The organism is Burkholderia puraquae (assembly GCF_002099195.1).
Taxonomy (GTDB): Bacteria; Pseudomonadota; Gammaproteobacteria; order Burkholderiales; family Burkholderiaceae; genus Burkholderia; species Burkholderia puraquae.
Window position 1 is genome coordinate 398606 of sequence record NZ_NBYX01000003.1, and the last position, 17794, is coordinate 416399.

Consider the following 17794-nt stretch of genomic DNA (forward strand, 5'->3'; position numbering starts at 1 on the left):
GCGATCGCTCGGGAAGGAAACGGGCGCGAAGGCGGTGCGCTGCGGCGACGCTCAATCGATCAACGCGTTCGACAGCATGATTTCCGACGCCCGCAACCGCCCGTCTCCCCGTTCAAGGAAGCCGCCCCCTCACCGCGGCGACACCACGATCGCCGCCCGCCGATTCTGCGCCCGCCCCACCGGCGTCTTGTTGTCCCCCACCGGATCGCTCTTCCCCTTCCCGACGATCGTGATGCGCTTCGCATCCAGCCCCACGTCGACCAGTTCGAGGGCAACGACCTCCGCCCGCCGCCTGGACAACTCGAGGTCATACTCGTCCACCCCTGCCCGGTCCGAGTATCCGTAGACCCGTACCCCGTTAATCCCCGCGGACCTGAGCGTGCGACCGATCCTTTCGACGACCCGCCGCACGTCGGGCTTGAGGTTGTAGCGATCGAAATCGAACAGGATCGGCCCGGTCGAGCCGAACTCGAAGCCCTGCTGGGTTTCCTGGAAACCGGCCGACTTGAGCACCGTGACCTGCGTCTGCGTCAATCCACGATGAAGCGGCGGCGCCTTGCAGCCGCCAAGCAGCATGCACAAAAGCAGCGCGCCGCCGACGCACAAGCGCCCAATGCCTACCGGAAACGTGTTGTTCATCATTGACCCCTTCGATTGCACCCGCATCGCGAGCGCACTTCAGCCCACTGCCGCGGCCTCGCCCGCAGCGTGAAACGATGAACCTCAAGCCGCCCCCGCGACCCCTTCCGCCAGTTGCCACGAGCCTGGCCGGGCGCGCTTGGCGCGGTACATCGCGGCATCCGCCGCCCGCAGCAAGCCTCTCGCATCCGACGCGTGATCGGGATACAGCGCAACGCCGGCACTCATCATGGTGGCCACCACGCGGCCGTCGGACAGTTCGATCGACAGCACCATGCCGGACAAGATCTCGTCAGCAATACGACATACGCTATCCGCTTCGTGCACGGCGGGCAGCATCACCGCGAATTCGTCGCCGCCCAGGCGCGCGACCAGATCGGCCTCGCGCACCTGCTTGCGCAGCCGTGACGCGATGCCGATCAGCACCGCATCGCCGGCGTCGTGGCCGAGGCAGTCGTTGATTTCCTTGAAGCGGTCGCAATCGAGATACAGGATCGCGACCCGCCGCCCCGTCGCCGCGGCTTCTCCGAGGGCGAGCGCGAGGCGCGACTCGAACTGCATGCGGTTGGGCAGCCCGGTGAGCGCATCGTGCGTCGCCTTGTGTTCGAGCGATGCGTTCTCGTCGCGCAGCGTGTTCTGCCAGTCTTCGAATTCGTCGAGCAGCGCATTGAAGTCGTCGCCGAGCTGGTTGAGCTCGGCAATCGCAGCGGGCTCGACCCGCTGCGCGAACGCACGTTCACGCCGCACCGCGTGGGCGACGCCAGCCAGCGCGCGCAACGGCGAAACGATATTGCGCAGCAGGCGCTTCGAGCTGATGTACGCGCCGATCACGCTGACGGCCAGGCAACCGAGAATGCCGCCTACGCCGCCAAGCAGGAATCCGAAGAACTGATGGCCACGGCCACGCACCACGACATGGCCGACGACGATGCCGTCGTGCACCACCGGCGCGGTCACGGGCCCCGGCAACGCGAGGTCGGCGACGCCGCGCTCGAGCCGCGCGATCCCGCTGCCGGCGGGCAACTGCCATGTCGCGAACGGCTGGTCCTTGCTATCCGTGACCACCACCTGTGCGACGTCCTCGTCGCCGGCGATCATCCCGATCGCTTCGGCCGCCGCGACGCGGTCGCCGAACACGAGCGCCGCCTCGACCGTATAACCGAGCGAGCGGGCCAGCAGGTTCAGGTTGTTGCCGGCATACGCACGCAACGCGATCACGGCCACGACGATCAACGACACGGCGGCCATCGCGACGGCGACGAACGCGAGGCGCAGGTGCGCGCGGCGCAGCACGCTTTGCAACGTGGGGCGCGGCACGCGCGACAGGGCAACGGGCGGGGCGTGCCGTGTCATGGTGCCCCCGGCCGCCGCGCGAGATTGAGCACGTTCGGATGTACGCGCACGCCGCTGCGTGCGACGGCGTCGAGATTGATGTCGAACGACACGCGTTCGCCGTCGACGTTGAGACAGAACATGCCGCCCGCGGTGCAGGATGGATCGTGTTCCGAAATCGTCAGCACCGGATGGCCGGCCACCGCAGCTCTCACGCGCGCGCGCTCATCCGCGCTCAGGTTGCCGAGATAGACGATGTCGCAGGCGATGCCGAGCGCGGGATCGTCGAAGCGCACGCGCTGCACGTCGAGCAGCGTCGAACCGGCCTGCAGCGTATCGGTCAGGCCGCGTGCGTAGTCGGGCCGGCCCGTGACGCACAGATGCAGGCGCACGGGTGTCGTCGGCCAGTGGGTGAAGCTGATGATGCCCAGCACGACCTGACGCACGGCCGTGTCGTGTGATGCCGCTGCGGAATCGGCAGGGGCGGGGCTCGCGGCGGCAACCATGCGCACCATGTCGGCGGGATCGACAGCCTCGGCGGAAGCGCCGGCGAGCACGGCCTGCGCCGCCCCCAGAACGCAAACGATTGCGACCAGCGCATGGCGCAGCGGAGCGGTTCGACCGGGACGGCCGGGCGCCGTTCGCGCGGCGATTGCCGCCGCGCCCGCTGGCGTCGCTGCAGTCGCGAAACTGGCAGTCGACGCGCACACTTTCGCATCCATGATGGCAACATCCGCTGGCGTCGCTCCGGCGCTGCCTCCCGCCTCCCTCCATGCGCGTGCAGGCACCGAATTACGCGCATGATGGCTTCATCTTAGGTAAAAATTCGCATGACCAACCAGTGGGAAACACCCGCGAGAAACGTTGGAAAGTATGCGGAATGAGTGTTGTGCGCACGTACGTGCCTGCCGATGTCGAGCCCGTGTCGACGTTGTGAAATTGATCAGCGGATTGGACGCACGCACACGCCAAACTTCATACAATCCGTCGCGCGATGCCAATCGCCGACATGTCGAATGACGTCTTGCTCGACCGCGTCCTCGTCAGCCGGAACATCGCGTTTGCGATTGCCGGCGCAACAGCCTGCGTTCGACAGCGCGGCATCGATCGCGCAGGCGGGCACCGTCTCGGGTCGCACGACTACGACCACTTTGCAGAGGTGCCCGATACGCACGTGCTCATGCAGCCGTGAGAGACGTTGTCCGGGCCACCTGCCATGCGCAGGCCGCATGCGTCCTATTGGTGCCCCACGCCGCCGCGAGTATGCTTGCAGTTCGAACGATCTCCAACCCAGGTGCACATGCCCCATCACGGGTGCGCGCACCACTAACCGTCTTTCACCACCATCGATGGATTTCGACGTCATCGTTCTCGGCGCAGGCATCGTCGGCGTCTCCGCGGCACTCCACCTGCAGGATCGCGGGCGCAAGGTTGCCCTCGTCGATCGAGGCGCGCCCGGCGAAGGCACGAGCTTCGGCAACGCGGGGCTGATCGAGCGCTCGTCGGTCGAGCCCTACCCGTTCCCGCGCAGCCCGTTCACGCTGATGCGCTACGCGCTGAACCGCTCGACCGATCTCTACTGGCACAGCGCATCGCTGCCCGCATTCGCGCCATGGCTTGCACGTTTCTGGTGGGAATCGGCGCCGCTGCGTCACGCGGCAGCGGCGCGCGACATGCTGCCGCTGATCGAGCGCTGCATCGTCGAGCACGATGCGCTGATCGCGCGGGCCGGCGCCGGTGAACTCATTCGCGCGAACGGCTGGCTGGAAGCGTTCCGCACGCCGGCCGCATTCGAACGCGGCGTGGCCGAAGCCGGACTCACTGCGCGCCGCCACGGGCTCGGCATCACGCCGCTCGATGCCGGCGCGCTGCTCGCGCACGAACCGAGCCTCGCGCCCGGCTTCTGTGGCGCGCTGCACTGGCTCGATCCGAAAAGCGTCGTCGATCCGTCCGCGCTCGTCAAAGCGTACGCTCAACTCTTCGTGCAAGGCGGCGGCACGCTGCTGACGGGCGACGCCGCGAGCCTCGACGCATTGTCGCCAGGCTGGCAGGTCACGACGGAACAAGGCAAGATCGCCGCGCCGGCCGTGGTCGTCGCGCTCGGGCCGTGGTCCGACACGGTGTTCGGCAAGTTCGGCTACACGATCCCGCTGCGCGAGAAGCGCGGCTATCACATGCACTACGCGCCGTCCGCGCGCGGCGTGCCGTCGGCACCGATCGTCGATCGCGAATACGGTTACGTGATCGCCCCCATGAAGCGCGGGCTGCGGCTGACGACCGGCGTCGAGATCGCGCGGCGCGGCGTGCCGCCGACCGGCGTGCAGCTCGAACGCGCGGAACGTGTGGCGCGGCCCACGTTCGGTTTCGGCGAGCGGCTCGACCCACAACCGTGGCTCGGCTTCCGGCCCTGTACGCCCGACATGCGCCCGGTGATCGGCCCCGCACCCGCGCATCGCGGGCTATGGTTCTCGTTCGGGCACAACCATCACGGGCTGACGCTCGGCCCCGTCACCGGCCGCCTGCTGGCCGAGATGATGACGGGCGAAGCGCCGTTCACCGATCCGGCGCCGTATCGCGCGGATCGCTTCTGACCAGGCAACGTGTCAACGCGCACTCAGTCGAGCGCGCGGCCGAAGATGCGGATCACTTCGTCGAGATGCTCGGCCATCGCGCGGCGCGCGGCGTCCGGATCGCGTGCGCGGATCGCATCGAGGATCGCGCGATGTTCGAGTTCCGACCGGTGCGGCATGTCGTTCGGCATGTACAGCGATTGCAGCCGCTGGAACATCAGGTCGTACTTGTGCGCGAGCAGCTGCTTGATCATCAGCGCATAGGCGGCGTTGTCGCTCGCTTCCGCGATGCGGATATGAAACAGCCGGTCGCCCGGATGCGTGAGCGAGCCGCTGCGGTTGTCTTCCTGGTTGCGCAGGAACGCTTCGTGGATCCCTTCGATCTGCTCGTCCGAGCCGTGCTTCGCGGCAAGCGACGCGGCTTCCGGCTCGATCAGCCGGCGCGCCTGCAACAGCGCGAACGGCGGGATTTCGGTATCGAGGTCGAGCGCGATGCCGAGTTCCGGATCGATCTCGATGATCGTGAACGGCGCGGCCTTCTCTGCCAGGTCGGGCGCGGGTTCGGGTGCGGCGGCCGTTTCGGGGTGGCGCACCTTCACGCCGTCGCCGACGCGCACGCTCACGAGCCCGCTCACTTCGAGCGCGATCAGCGCCTCGCGCACCGACGTGCGCGACACACCGAACTGTTCGGCGAGTTCGCGCTCGGGCGGCAGGTAGCTGCCCGGCGGAAAATCGCCGGACTCGATCATCGCACTGAGCTTGTCGGCGATCTGCTGGTAGAGGCGGCGGTTCTGAATCGGCTGGATGGACATACGTTGATGCAGGTGATCGGTTTCGTTCCGGACGGTCTGACGAATCGAACAGACCGTTCGCGCCTATTCTATATGCCGCGCGTCATCGCGCCCGGCACCGCATAGCATCGCGCGGCGGTGCCGCCCCACAGCGCGTTGCGCTCGGCCGCCGACAGCCGCGATTCGGCCCAGCGCTCGACGATCGACGCGACTTCGTCATACGACGCGGCCAGCAGGCACACGGGCCAGTCCGACCCGAACATCAACCGCTGCGGGCCGAACGCGTCGAGCGCCGCGTCGAGACATTGCTCGATACGCCGGACGTCCTTCCCGCGCAGGCCGCGCTTCCAGTCAGCCTCGGTTACAAGCCCCGACAGCTTGCACGCGACATGCGGCAGCGCGCCCAGCTCGCGCAACGCGGCGCGCCAGCGCGCGAGCGCGGTGTCGTCGCGCTCGAAATCGGCGAGCGCGGGCTTGCCCGCATGATCGAGCACGAGCCAGTGCGCATCGTGCCGCGCGCAGAAGGCATGCACGTCCGGCAACTGCCGCTCGAATACGAGCACGTCGTACACGTAACCGTGCGCCTGCAGCCACGCGACGCCGCGATTGAAGCCCGGCTCCGCGACGAACGCGCCGGCATCGGCTTCGTCCTGCACCTGGTGACGGAAGCCGCGCAGCTTCGGGCTGTGCCATTCGGCGATGCGATCCGCGAGCTGCGGCGCGGCGAGATCCTCCCAGCCGACCACCGCCGCGATGCGTGCATCGTCGCGCGCGAGATCGAGCAGGAACGCCGTCTCGTCGCGCCCGGCACGCGCCTGCACCGCGATCGACGCGCCGAGCGCCTGCGCATGCATCAGCGGCCATAGCGCGTCGGGCAGGTAGTCGCGCGCGAGTACCTCCATCCCGGGGCCGATCCACGGGTAATCGGCGGCGCGATAGCGCCAGAAGTGCTGATGGGAATCGATACGCACTGCACCCATGATGCCCTCGTGTCCGGTCGCCGCAGCGGCGGCGCGCGCCACCGCCGCTCGACACAACGTTCAGTCGTACAACACCGCCGCGATCTTCGGATCGTCGATATTGGTCTTGTCGTACCAGTAGAAACCGGTATCGATGACCTTCGGCAGTTTCTCGCCCTTGATCGCCTTCACGGCTGCCTCGACCGTCTTGTAGCCGATCCCGATCGGGTTCTGCGTGATCGCGCCGGCCATCAGCCCGCTGCGGATCGCATCCTTCTGCTGCTTGCCGGAATCGTAACCGACGATCACGACCTTGCGCTTCATCTCGCGCACGCCATTCACCACGCCGATCGCCGAGCCTTCGTTGGTACCGAACAGCCCCTTGAGCTTCGGATACGCCTGCAGGATCGACTTCGTCACCTCGGTCGACTTCAGCTGGTCGCCTTCGCCGTACTGCACGGTCACGACCTGCACCTTCGGGTGCGCCGACTTCATCCGTTCGAGAAAGCCGTCACGGCGGTCGATGCCGGTGCGGCTCGTCTGGTCGTGCGCGACCACGGCCACTTCGCCTTCGTCGCCGATCAGCGCGGCGAGCTTGTCGGCGGCGAGCGACGCGGCGGCCTTGTTGTTGGTCGCGGCCGTCGTCACCGGGATGTCGCTGTCGACGCCCGAGTCGAACGCGATCACCGGGATCTTCTCGGCCTGCGCCTTCTTCAGGAGCGGCAGCGCGGCCTTGCTGTCGAGCGCCGCGAAGCCGAGCGCGGCCGGCTTCTTCGCGATCGCGGCCGACAGCATGTCGATCTGCTTGTCGACCATCGCCTCGGTTTCGGGCCCTTCGAACGTCACCTTCACCTTGTAGTCCTTCGCGGCCTGCATCGCGCCCGATTTCACGGCCTGCCAGAACTGATGCTGGAAGCCCTTCGAGATCAGCGGGATGTAGGTTTCCTGCGCCTGCGCGCCGGCCGTGACGCCGACGGCGAACGTCAGCCCGACGATCGCGTTCAACACCTTGCTCCTGATCACTTCGCGTCTCCTTTTTTCGTATCGACTGGAACGACTGGAACGCCGGCCGGAACCGGCGGTTAAGCGCATGCCTGCGTGGATGCGTGGATCAACGGCGCCGCCGGCGCAGGATGTCGACGTAGACGGCCAGGATGATGATCACGCCCGTCACGACCGTCTGCCATTCCTGCGCGACCGACATGATGCGCAGGCCGTTGGTCAGCACGCTCATGATGAACGCGCCGATGATCGTGCCGACGATGCTGCCCGCGCCGCCCGACAACGACGTGCCGCCGATCACGACGGCCGCGATCGCATCGAGCTCGTAGCCCTGCCCGAGCGCGGGCTGCGCGGAATTCAGCCGCGACGCGATCAGGAGCCCGGCGATCCCGCACACCGCGCCGCTGAACGTATAGACCGCGATCTTCCATGCGTCGACGTTCACGCCCGACAAACGCAGCGCTTCCTCGTTGCTGCCGAGCGCGAACGTGTAGCGGCCGAAGATCGTGCGGTTCAGCACGATCGATGCGCCGATCGCGACGAGGAACAGGATCAGCACCGCGTTCGGAATCGGCAACGCGGGGATCAGGTTGCCGATCAGCGAATCCTGCGCGATCGACGTGAAGCCCGGCGTGTCGTTGAAGTAGATCGGCCGCGTGCCCGAAATCACGAGCGACAGCCCCTTGAGCAGCATCATCATGCCGAGCGTCGCGATGAACGGCGGCACCTTCATCTTGGCGATCACGAAGCCCGACACGCAGCCCGACAGCGCGCCGAAAAACAGCGCAGCCAGGATCCCGAGCGGCAGCGGCATGCCCCACTTCGTCAGCACGACGCCCGCCATCACCGCGCAGAACGTCATCAGCGTACCGACCGACAGGTCGATGCCCGACGTGATGATCACATAGGTGCACGCGACGGCCAGCACGCCGTTCACCGCGGTGGCCTGCAGGATCGTGACGAGGTTGTCGACTTCGAGGAAGTTCGGCGACGCGAAGCTGAAGAATGCGATCAGCAGCACGAGGCTCGCGAACGCGAGCAGCTTCTGCCGCGCGGCCGGGTTGAAGAAGCGGGCTCGGAAACCGGATGCGCCGGCCGGCGTGTCGCCGGAAGCAAGAGGCGGAACGGGATGCGTATCGTTGGACATGATCGGGTAAGCGTCTGAATCAGGACAATACGGTCGACTCGCGCTGCGTCGCGAGCTGCATGATCTTTTCCTGCGTGGCGTCGGCCGCGCGCAATTCGCCGGTCACGCGCCCTTCGCACATCACGAGGATCCGGTGGCTCATGCGCAGCACCTCGGGCAGTTCCGACGAGATCATCACGATCGCCTTGCCGTCGGCGGCGAGCGCGTCGAGCAGCTTGTAGATCTCGCTTTTCGCGCCGACGTCGATGCCGCGCGTCGGCTCGTCGAAGAACAGGATGTCGCAGTCGCGCAGCAGCCATTTCGCGATCACGATCTTCTGCTGGTTGCCGCCCGACAGCAGCCGCGCCGGCTGCGTGACCGACGGCGTGCGGATCGCGAGCTGCCGCACGTACGCCTGCGCGGTGTCGCGCAGCGCACGCGCGTCGAGGAACACGCCGCGGCGCACGAAGCGGCGCATGTTCGACAGCGCGATGTTGTTCTGTACGTCCATCCCGACCGCGAGCCCGAAGTGCTTGCGATCTTCGGACAGGTAGCCGATGCCGTGCTTGACTGCATCGGCCGGCGTGCGGATCGATACGGTCTTGCCGTGCACGCGGATCTCGCCCGCATCGACCGGGTCCGCGCCGAACACCGCGCGCGCGACCTCGGTGCGGCCGGCGCCCATCAATCCCGCGAAGCCGAGGATCTCGCCGCGCCGCAGCGTGAAGCCGACATCGCGGATCGCGCGGCCGCGCGACAGCCCGCGCACTTCGAGCGCGACGTCGTTCGCGGACGTATCGGGCGGCGTGCGAAATTCCGTCGCGAGCTGGCGTCCGACCATCATCGCGATGATCGCGTCCATCGACGTGTCCGCCATCGGCACGGTCGCGACGTACTTGCCGTCGCGCATCACGGTCACGCGATCGGCGATCTGGCGCAGCTCGTCCATCTTGTGCGAGATGTAGACGATGCCGACACCGTGCTTGCGCAGGTCGCCGATGATGCGGAACAGCTCGGCGATCTCCGCGTTGTTGAGTGCGGCGGTCGGCTCGTCCATGATCAGCACGCGCGAGTCGAACGACAGCGCCTTCGCGATCTCGACCATCTGCTGCTTCGCGACCGTGAGCCGGCCGACCGGCGTACGCGGGTCGAGATCGAGGCGCATCCGCGCGAAGATCGCGGCCGCGTCCCGGTTGAGTGTCTCTTCGTCGACGAACACGCCGAAGCGGCCGCGCGGCTCGCGGCCGATGAAGATGTTCTGCGCGACGCTCAGGTGGTTCATCAGGTTCAGCTCCTGATGGATGATGCCGATCCCGAGCGCCTGCGCGGCGCGCGGATCGGCGATCTCCACCGCGCGGCCGTCCATCCGGATCTCGCCTTCGTCGCGCTGGTAGACGCCCGCCAGGATCTTCATCAGCGTCGACTTGCCGGCGCCGTTCTCGCCCATCAGCGCATGCACTTCGCCGGCGCGCAGGTCGAAACGGCAGTCGTCGAGCGCCTGCACGCCCGGGAAACGCTTGCCGATACCGGTCAACGCGATCAGCGGCGGCGCGGCATTCAGGTTCGGGTCCGGTTGCATGGATCGCTGCCCTCAGCTGATCGCGCGGTCGAGATGCGTATAGCCGCCGTCGACGAACAGCCACTGGCCCGTCGTGTGCGATGCGCGGTCCGACAGCAGGAACACGGCCGTATCGGCGATCTCGTCGGCCGTCGTGAAGCGCTTGCCGAGCGGCACCTTGCCCGCGATGCCGGCCAGCTTCGCGTCAGGGTCGTCGAAGCCGGCGAGCCAGTTCCGGTACAGCGGCGTCATCACCTCGGCCGGAATCACCGCGTTCACGCGCACGCCGTCGTCGCGCAACGCGACGGCCCATTCGCGCGTCAATGCGAGCTGCGCGCCCTTCGATGCGCAATAGCCGCTCGTGTTGCCCTGCCCGGTGACGGCCGTCTTCGACGAGAGGTTGACGATCGCGCCGCGCGCCGCCTTCAGGTGCGGCACGCAGTAGTGCGCCATCACGTAGTAGTGGATCAGGTTGCGTTCGAGCGACGCGACGAACGCGTCGCGCCCGGCATCGAGCCCGACGCTGTCGTTGACGCCCGCGTTGTTGACCAGGCCGTCGAGGCGGCCGAACCGCGCGATCGTCTCCGCAACCGCATCGCGGCATTGCGCTTCGTCCTGCAATTCGACCGAGATGCACGCGGCCTGCGGCTGCTTCTGCACGAGTGCGCGCCAGAACGCGTCATCAGGCGCGTGGCGCGCGAACACCACCGGAATCGCGCCTTCTTCGGCGAGCCGCATCGAGATCGCGGCGCCGATGCCCGACGCGCCGCCGGTCACGATCACGACCTTGTGTTGCAGATTCAAATCCACTTCGCGTCTCCGTCGTTCATGTTGTCGGCACACTCAACGCGTATCAGCCGCGGAACCGGTATTGCTCCAGCGATTCGGGCTTCATCTCGATCGAGAAACCGGGCGCCGTCGGCGGCATGTACGCCGCGCCGCGCACCACGCACGGTTCGACGAAATGCTCGTGCAGGTGATCGACATACTCCGTCACGCGCCCTTCCTTCGTGCCGGAAATGCAGATGTAGTCGATCATCGACAGATGCTGCACGTACTCGCACAGCCCGACGCCGCCCGCATGCGGGCACACGGGCAGCCCGTACTTCGCGGCCATCAGCATCACGGCGAGAATCTCGTTCACGCCGCCGAGCCGGCACGCATCGATCTGCACGACGTCGATCGCCCCGCGCGCGATGAACTGCTTGAACAGCACGCGGTTCTGGCACATCTCGCCGGTCGCAACCTGCACGGGCCCGATCGCATCGCGGATCTTGCGATGCCCTTCGACGTCGTCGGGGCTCGTCGGCTCCTCGATGAACCACGGCCGCGCGAACGCCAGCTCGCGCACCCAGTCGATCGCCTCGCCCACTTCCCACACCTGGTTCGCGTCGATCATCAGCTTGCGGTCCGGGCCGATCACCTCGCGCGCGATCGTCACGCGGCGGATGTCGTCTTCCAGGTTCGCGCCGACCTTCAGCTTCACGTGCTCGAACCCGGCTTCGACGGCTTCGCGGCACAGCCGCCGCAGCTTGTCGTCGCTGTAGCCGAGCCAGCCGGCCGATGTCGTGTAGCACGGGTAGCCGTCGCGCTCGAGCAGCGCGATCCGTTCGGCCTTGCCGGGCACCTGCCGGCGCAGCAGGCCGAGCGCTTCGTCCGGCGTCAGGCAGTCGGTCAGGTAGCGGAAGTCGATCGACCGCACCAGTTCCTCGGGGCTCATGTCGGCCACGAGCCGCCACAGCGGCTTGCGTTCGGCTTTCGCCCACAGATCCCATACCGCGTTGACGACGGCGCCCGTCGCCAGGTGGATCGCACCCTTGTCGGGGCCGATCCAGCGCAACTGGCTGTCCGACGTGACGTGCCGCCAGAAGCGGCCCATGTCCGCGCGGATCCAGTCGAGGTCGAGGCCGACGACGAGGTGACGCATCGCGTCGATCGCCGCGCAGCAGATCTCGTTGCCGCGCCCGATGGTGAACGTGAGCCCGTGACCTTCGAGCCCGTCGCGGTCGGTTTCGAGCACGACGTACGCGGCCGAATAATCGGGGTCCGGGTTCATCGCATCGGAGCCGTCGAGCTGGCGCGAGGTCGGGAAGCGCACGTCGAGGACGCGCATCGATCGAATGATAGGCATGGCGAATCGTCCGCGAAAGGAAATCAGGCCTGCACGGTGCGCTGGCGTTGCTCGCCCAGCCCGTCGATGCCGAGCGTGATCACCTGCCCGGCGCGCAGATAGACAGGCGGTTTCTGCCCGAGACCGACGCCCGGCGGCGTGCCGGTCGAAATCACGTCGCCCGGCTGCAGGCTCATGAAGCGGCTCAGGTAGCTGATCAGGTGCGGCACGCGGAACACCATCGTCGCGGTCGTGCCGTTCTGGTAGCGATGGCCGTCGACGTCGAGCCACAGCCGCAGCGCGTGCGGATCGGGCACTTCGTCGGCCGTCACGAGCCACGGGCCGAGCGGCCCGAACGTGTCGTTGCCCTTGCCCTTGTCCCAGGTGCCGCCGCGCTCGAGCTGGAATTCGCGCTCCGACACGTCGTTCACGACGCAGTAGCCGGCGACGTGCGACAGCGCGTCGGCTTCGTCGATATAGCGGCCGCCCTGGCCGATCACGACGCCGAGCTCGACTTCCCAGTCGGTCTTCTCCGAGCCGCGCGGGATCTCGACGTCGTCGTTGGGCCCCGAGATCGCGCTCGTCCACTTGCCGAACACGACGGGCTCCTTCGGCACTTCCATCCCCGATTCGGCCGCGTGGTCGGAATAGTTGAGCCCGATGCAGATGAACTTGCCGACGCGGCCGACGCACGCGCCGATGCGCGGCGTACCTTCGACGAGCGGCAGCGACGACGGTGGAATGTCGCGCAGCCGCGCGAGCGAGGCCGGTGACAGCGCATCGCCGGCGATATCGTCGATCACGCCGGACAGGTCGCGGATATGGCCCTGCGCATCGAGCAGGCCCGGTTTTTCATGGTGCTTGTCGCCAAATCTCAGCAGTTTCATGTCGTCTTGAACGGAAACGGAAAGTGAAGGGGAAAGAAAAGGCGCGGTCAGTTTGACCAGCCGCCATCGATCAGGTGGATCGCGCCGGTCGTGAACGACGCTTCGTCGGAGGCCAGGTACAGCGCGAGCGCGGCCACTTCTTCGGCGCTGCCGATGCGGCCGATCGGCTGGCGCGCGACGAATGCCCGGCGCACCTCGTCGGTCGACACGTGGCGCGTGTGCGCCTGGTCCGCGATCCGCTGCTCCAGCGACGGCGATTCGATCGTGCCCGGGCAGATCGCGTTGCAGCGGATGCCCCGCTCGACGAAGTCGGCCGCCACCGCCTTGGTCAGGCCGATCACGGCCGCCTTGGTCGTGCCGTAGACGAAGCGGTTCGGCACGCCCTTCACGCTCGATGCAGCCGACGCCATGTTGATGATCGACGCGCCGCCGGCTTCGAGCATCGCGGGCAGCAGCGCCCGGATCAGCCGGTACATCGACGTGACGTTCAGGTTCATCGAGAACGCCCATGCTTCGTCGTCGCAGTCGAGGATCGAGCCGTGATGGACATAGCCCGCGCAGTTGAAGAGCACGTCGAACGCGCGCGCGCTCGCGGCGAGCGCCGCGACGCCCTGCGCATCGGTGACGTCGAGCCGCCGCGTGGACAACCGGCCGCCCGCGCGTTCGGCGTCGGCCTCGAGCCGCACGAGCGCGGCTTCGTTGATGTCGGTCGCCAGCACGTCGGCGCCCTCGCTCGCGAACCGCAGCGCGGTCGCGCGGCCGATGCCCTGCCCGGCCGCCGTCACCAGCGCGCGCTTGCCCTGCAATCTCATGAGCACGTCTCCCGAAAAAGCCGGCCATTCGTCGGCCGATTGGCACAAAGGACTAAAGGTCCAACCAATCATAGGAAATGATTTTGCGCTTGTCACGGAATCGGGATTCAGTATTTACCCGAGCGGGGAAATCGGTCGGCCGAGTCAGGATTCAGCGTTCGACGGTGCCCGGGAGCACGCGCCGAAGTCCGCGCACACGCAATACCGGCGGGCCTTCCGGCCGTCTATTCGCACACGCCCGGCACGACACCGCGCCAAACTGACAAAAAAGTCATGTTCACGTCAGCGTCTCAACGGGATGCGCGCGCCATCATGGCGTACCGGACCGCGCTTCCGGTCCATCGCCTCCCCGCCCGCGTTCGATCCCTGCGGGCACCTCCGTCCCCCGGCGATGGGCTCCGTGACTGGGCGAGCAGACACGGCGCGCGGGCCGATTTTCCGCCCTGGGCTTCGCGCCCGGGGCGTTTTTGTCTGTGGTTTCCAAGAAAATAAGCGTGGATTGTTTCTAAATCGGCAAAAGGTAATTTGAGCCAGACAGGATGTTTTTTCCGGTCACAGACGCTTACATTTAGCGCACCACTCATGGAAACCGCTACGGATTCGCCATCGGGCAGTGACATCCACTGCCACGGCCGAAACCGCACGAGCTTTAGGAAACGGCAAAATGAAGGCCTCCAAATCCCTGCCTGTGCTCGATCCCGCCGACGTCCACGTCGAAATCCTCGAACGTTCCGATACGCTGCTCGTCGTCCGCTGGGTCGAACCCGGCCGCTGTCACTACGGTGAACAGCGCTGGCGCCGCCGCTTCGCGCAACGCACCGGCACCTGCGCACTGTCGCGCCAGGTCATCCAGCGCGGCGACGAAGTCTTCCGCCCGGCCGAACGCCCGGCACCCGCGAACGCGGCCGCGATGATCTCCGCCGCCGAAGTGCTCGCGCTCGCCGGCGGCAGGTAAATCCTGCCGGCCGCGCGTCGCGGCACGCGGCGCCAGTCCTAGAAGCGCCGGTCTAATTCCCCCGCTTGTCTGCCACGCCCGCGCGCACTATCGTTACACCACGCAATGTAATGATTACGTGCCGCGACCGCCCGGTCGCGCCGATGGAGGCAGACATGCATGCATGGAGCGCGCGCCACGTCCCGGCGCAGGGCGGCAAGGTCGCGGTCGTGACCGGCGCCAACAGCGGGCTCGGCTGGCAGCTCGCGGAAACGCTTGCCGCGAAAGGCGCGACGGTCGTGATGGGCTGCCGCGACGCCGCCCGCGCCGCGCAAGCGGCCGACGCGATCCGCCGGCTCCATCCCGATGCCCGCGTCGAAGTCGATGCGCTCGACCTCGCCGATCTCGCGTCGATCGCGCGCTTCGCGGCCGATGTGGCCGAACGCCATGGCCGCGTCGATATCCTCTGCAACAACGCCGGCGTGATGTTCCTGCCGCTGCGCCATACGCGCAACGGCTTCGAGATGCAGTTCGGCACCAACCACCTCGGCCATTTCGCGCTGACCGGCCATCTGCTGCCCGCGCTGCGCGCCGCGCGCCGGGCGCGCGTCGTGACAATGTCGAGCGGCCTCAACCGCGGCGGCCGGATCCGCGTCGACGACCTGCGTGCCGAGCACCGCTACAACCGTTATCTCGCCTATTGCGACAGCAAGCTCGCGAACCTCGTGTTCGCGATCGAGCTGCAGCGCCGTTTCGAGCGCGCGGCGGTCGCCGGGATCAGCGTGGCCGCGCACCCGGGCTACGCGGCAACCAACCTGCAGTTCGCGGGCCCGGCGATGGACAGCTCGCCGGCCCGTGCCGCGCTGATGCGCGCCGCGAACCGCTATCTCGCGCAGCCGGCCGACCAGGGCGCGCTGCCTGCGATTCATGCGGCGACCGCGCCGGATCTCGCCGGCGGCGCGTATATCGGGCCGTCCGGCTGGTTCGAGTCGCGCGGGCTGCCGGCGCCCGCGAGCGTGCCGCGCGCGGCACGCGACGTGGCCTCGGGGGCGCTGCTGTGGGAAGCATCGGAAGCCGCGACGGGCGTGCGCTTCCTCAGCTCGGGCGCGCCGGCCGGACGCCCGCCCGGCCGGCCGTTCGATACGGCGGCCGAGGTACGCTGAAACGCGCACCACCTCCCGCAACATTCCTCACACTTATTACAGCAACCGAAAAGAAAGCCGGTTGAAAGCCTGATTCGACGTACCACTGTTACCACCCAGGAAACAATTTATCGTCAAAATCAGCGTTTACCCTCAACCCTCTGATGACTAAGATTGGATCAATCGCTTAAGACATGGTGTCGAGAGCGAACTCAATAAAACACCGGAGGTCATCATGAAATCGCTCGTTTCCGCAGTCGTTGCCGCTGCCGCCCTGTCCGCTTCGTTTGGCGCATTCGCCCAAAGCACCGTGACCCGCGCGCAAGTGCGCAACGAACTGGTTCAGCTCGAACAAGCCGGCTACAAGCCGGGCGTGTCGAGCCCGTACTACCCGAACGACATCCAGAGCGCCGAAGCGCGTGTTCATGGTGCCGACACCAGCGGCTACGGCGCGCAACCGGCTCCGGCCGTCCACTCGGGCGCCCCGGCTGCATCGTCGAACGCTCGCGACTCGATCTTCTTCGGCCAGTAAGCCGATGCGCCCTCGGCGGGCGCCGCGCGTCGCGCGATGAAGCAGGAAAGTCAGGACGAGCCCCCTTGCGGGGCTCGTCCTTTTTTATGAAACGCATACCTCCGCCGCCCGGCAACGGGTGGCTTCGCCCGGGCGCCAGGCGTCCGGGCGCTTTTTCATTTGCGAGGTACGCGTGCGGGCAGGATGAAGCCGGGTGCTACCGTCAGCGCCGCACGGCCGCGGCGGGCGCCGAACGCGACAGCACGCGCCAGCGCGACAGCAGTTCGTCGCGATCGACATAGCAGCCCTGCAGGTGCCGGCGGCCGCTGGACGGATCGAACTCGGTGCGCGCATGCAGCACGCGCCGGTTGTCGAACGCCCACATGTCGCCCGCCCGCAGCCGGCGCTGTACGCGAAAGCGCGGCTCGCGCGCCAGCGCGAGGAACCGCCGGTACGCGCGATAGACGGCCGCGACCGAGCCGGCCGGCGCATCGAGCGGCCCGCGCAGGAAGTTCGCGACGCGCACCTCGGTGACGTTGCCGCGCGCATCGAGCCCGATCACCGGCGCCGAGCAGCGGTAGTCGCTGTTCGCACTCTTGTTCCAGAACTCGAACGGCGTCGACGCGAGTTGCGCAAAATCGGCCGGATACTCGCGCCGCAGTGCATCCGCGAGCGCGAAGCCGTCGAGGAACACGCTGTCGCCGCCGGTCGCGTCGTTCGCAAGGCAATGCAGGAACTGCACGCCCGGCTGCAACTCGCGGGTCGGCAGATCGGTATGCGGCGGCAGGTTCAGTGACGTATACGCGTTGCTGTCCGGGCGCGGCTTCGATTCGACGTCGAACAGCACGCCGAAATTGCTCTCGCGGATCAGGCCGATGCGGCGCGCGATCTCGTCGACACGGCCACGCTCGGCCGGCACGCCTTCGACGAGCGTCAGCCCCGTGCGTTGCAACGCGGCGAGCCACGCGAGCAATGCGCCGTCGTCCGCCATCACGTCGCGCCACGCGAACACGCCGATGGCCGTCGCATCGTCGCCGGCCCACACGTGCCGCCCATGCGCGGCCTGGCGCTCCGCGCGCGACGCGTCGTCATAGGCATGCGCGCGCAGCCAGCCCGGCGACCATGCGCTGCGATGCCCGTCGTTCCACTCGACATGCAGCGCGCCGTCGGCTTCGATATGCACCGTGAGCGCGGAGAGATCCTCGCGCGCATCGGCGATCTCGAACACCTGTTCACGCGTAACCGCGTGCACGCAGGCGGAACACGCGCAGTTGTCGCGCAGCCAGTCGAAATGAAACGGCGATCGTCGCATGTCGCTCCACTCGACGTCCACCGCGCCGTCGCCAATCGTCGCCGCCGCAATGGCCGCGTCGGCCGAAAACGTCCGCCAGTCCTCGATACGGTGTTGCGCTGCCTGCATC

Annotated in this window: 17 protein-coding genes; 4 read left to right on the forward strand and 13 right to left on the reverse strand. The window is 67.4% G+C overall.

Annotation, left to right across the window (positions count from 1 at the left end):
* Positions 1 to 129: 129 nt before the first annotated feature.
* From yfiB to yfiR, 3 genes are all read right to left on the reverse strand, one after another.
* Complete coding sequence (gene yfiB, locus B7G54_RS08735; RefSeq protein WP_085038857.1) at positions 130 to 639, reverse strand: outer membrane lipoprotein YfiB; 510 nt, start codon at positions 637 to 639, stop codon at positions 130 to 132.
* Between the two features lie 84 nt (positions 640 to 723).
* Positions 724 to 1992, reverse strand: a complete 1269-nt coding sequence (gene dgcN, locus B7G54_RS08740; protein ID WP_085038721.1) for a diguanylate cyclase DgcN/YfiN — start codon at positions 1990 to 1992, stop codon at positions 724 to 726.
* Positions 1989 to 2693, reverse strand: a complete 705-nt coding sequence (gene yfiR, locus B7G54_RS08745) for a regulatory sequestration protein YfiR (RefSeq protein WP_085038722.1) — start codon at positions 2691 to 2693, stop codon at positions 1989 to 1991. The genes dgcN and yfiR overlap by 4 nt, the downstream gene beginning before the upstream one ends.
* A 627-nt stretch (positions 2694 to 3320) precedes the next feature.
* Here yfiR and B7G54_RS08755 point away from each other — a divergent pair.
* Positions 3321 to 4562: an NAD(P)/FAD-dependent oxidoreductase gene (locus B7G54_RS08755; RefSeq protein WP_085038724.1), complete on the forward strand. Its 1242-nt coding sequence runs from the start codon at positions 3321 to 3323 to the stop codon at positions 4560 to 4562.
* Between the two features lie 23 nt (positions 4563 to 4585).
* Here the strand turns inward: B7G54_RS08755 and B7G54_RS08760 are convergent, their stop codons facing one another.
* The 9 genes from B7G54_RS08760 to B7G54_RS08800 form a co-directional block, all read right to left on the reverse strand.
* Complete coding sequence (locus B7G54_RS08760; protein WP_085038725.1) at positions 4586 to 5353, reverse strand: FadR/GntR family transcriptional regulator; 768 nt, start codon at positions 5351 to 5353, stop codon at positions 4586 to 4588.
* A gap of 68 nt (positions 5354 to 5421) precedes the next feature.
* Positions 5422 to 6312, reverse strand: coding sequence for an L-fucono-1,5-lactonase (locus B7G54_RS08765; RefSeq protein ID WP_085038858.1), 891 nt, complete (start codon positions 6310 to 6312; stop codon positions 5422 to 5424).
* A 60-nt stretch (positions 6313 to 6372) separates the two neighbouring features.
* Positions 6373 to 7314, reverse strand: coding sequence for an ABC transporter substrate-binding protein (locus B7G54_RS08770; protein WP_085038726.1), 942 nt, complete (start codon positions 7312 to 7314; stop codon positions 6373 to 6375).
* An 88-nt stretch (positions 7315 to 7402) separates the two neighbouring features.
* Positions 7403 to 8440: an ABC transporter permease gene (locus B7G54_RS08775; RefSeq protein ID WP_085038727.1), complete on the reverse strand. Its 1038-nt coding sequence runs from the start codon at positions 8438 to 8440 to the stop codon at positions 7403 to 7405.
* 19 nt (positions 8441 to 8459) lie between these two features.
* Positions 8460 to 9998 (reverse strand): sugar ABC transporter ATP-binding protein, encoded by a 1539-nt coding sequence (locus B7G54_RS08780; RefSeq protein WP_085038728.1) that lies wholly within the window; start codon positions 9996 to 9998, stop codon positions 8460 to 8462.
* A 12-nt stretch (positions 9999 to 10010) separates the two neighbouring features.
* Positions 10011 to 10787 carry an SDR family oxidoreductase gene (locus B7G54_RS08785; RefSeq protein ID WP_085038729.1) on the reverse strand — a complete coding sequence of 259 codons (777 nt, stop codon included), beginning with the start codon at positions 10785 to 10787 and terminating at the stop codon, positions 10011 to 10013.
* Between the two features lie 43 nt (positions 10788 to 10830).
* Positions 10831 to 12108, reverse strand: coding sequence for an L-fuconate dehydratase (locus tag B7G54_RS08790; protein WP_085038730.1), 1278 nt, complete (start codon positions 12106 to 12108; stop codon positions 10831 to 10833).
* Positions 12109 to 12131: 23 nt separating this feature from the next.
* Positions 12132 to 12974: an ureidoglycolate lyase gene (locus tag B7G54_RS08795; RefSeq protein WP_085038731.1), complete on the reverse strand. Its 843-nt coding sequence runs from the start codon at positions 12972 to 12974 to the stop codon at positions 12132 to 12134.
* Positions 12975 to 13021: 47 nt separating this feature from the next.
* Positions 13022 to 13786, reverse strand: a complete 765-nt coding sequence (locus B7G54_RS08800) for an SDR family oxidoreductase (RefSeq protein ID WP_085038732.1) — start codon at positions 13784 to 13786, stop codon at positions 13022 to 13024.
* 664 nt (positions 13787 to 14450) lie between these two features.
* Here B7G54_RS08800 and B7G54_RS08805 point away from each other — a divergent pair.
* From B7G54_RS08805 to B7G54_RS08815, 3 genes are all read left to right on the forward strand, one after another.
* Positions 14451 to 14741: a DUF3331 domain-containing protein gene (locus tag B7G54_RS08805; protein WP_021161446.1), complete on the forward strand. Its 291-nt coding sequence runs from the start codon at positions 14451 to 14453 to the stop codon at positions 14739 to 14741.
* Between the two features lie 155 nt (positions 14742 to 14896).
* Complete coding sequence (locus B7G54_RS08810; RefSeq protein ID WP_085038859.1) at positions 14897 to 15883, forward strand: oxidoreductase; 987 nt, start codon at positions 14897 to 14899, stop codon at positions 15881 to 15883.
* Between the two features lie 214 nt (positions 15884 to 16097).
* Positions 16098 to 16394 carry a DUF4148 domain-containing protein gene (locus B7G54_RS08815; RefSeq protein ID WP_039366237.1) on the forward strand — a complete coding sequence of 99 codons (297 nt, stop codon included), beginning with the start codon at positions 16098 to 16100 and terminating at the stop codon, positions 16392 to 16394.
* A gap of 202 nt (positions 16395 to 16596) precedes the next feature.
* On the opposite strand, the gene B7G54_RS08820 is transcribed toward B7G54_RS08815, so the two are convergent.
* Positions 16597 to 17793, reverse strand: a complete 1197-nt coding sequence (locus B7G54_RS08820) for a TauD/TfdA family dioxygenase (RefSeq protein ID WP_085038733.1) — start codon at positions 17791 to 17793, stop codon at positions 16597 to 16599.
* Between the last annotated feature and the right edge of the window lies 1 nt (position 17794).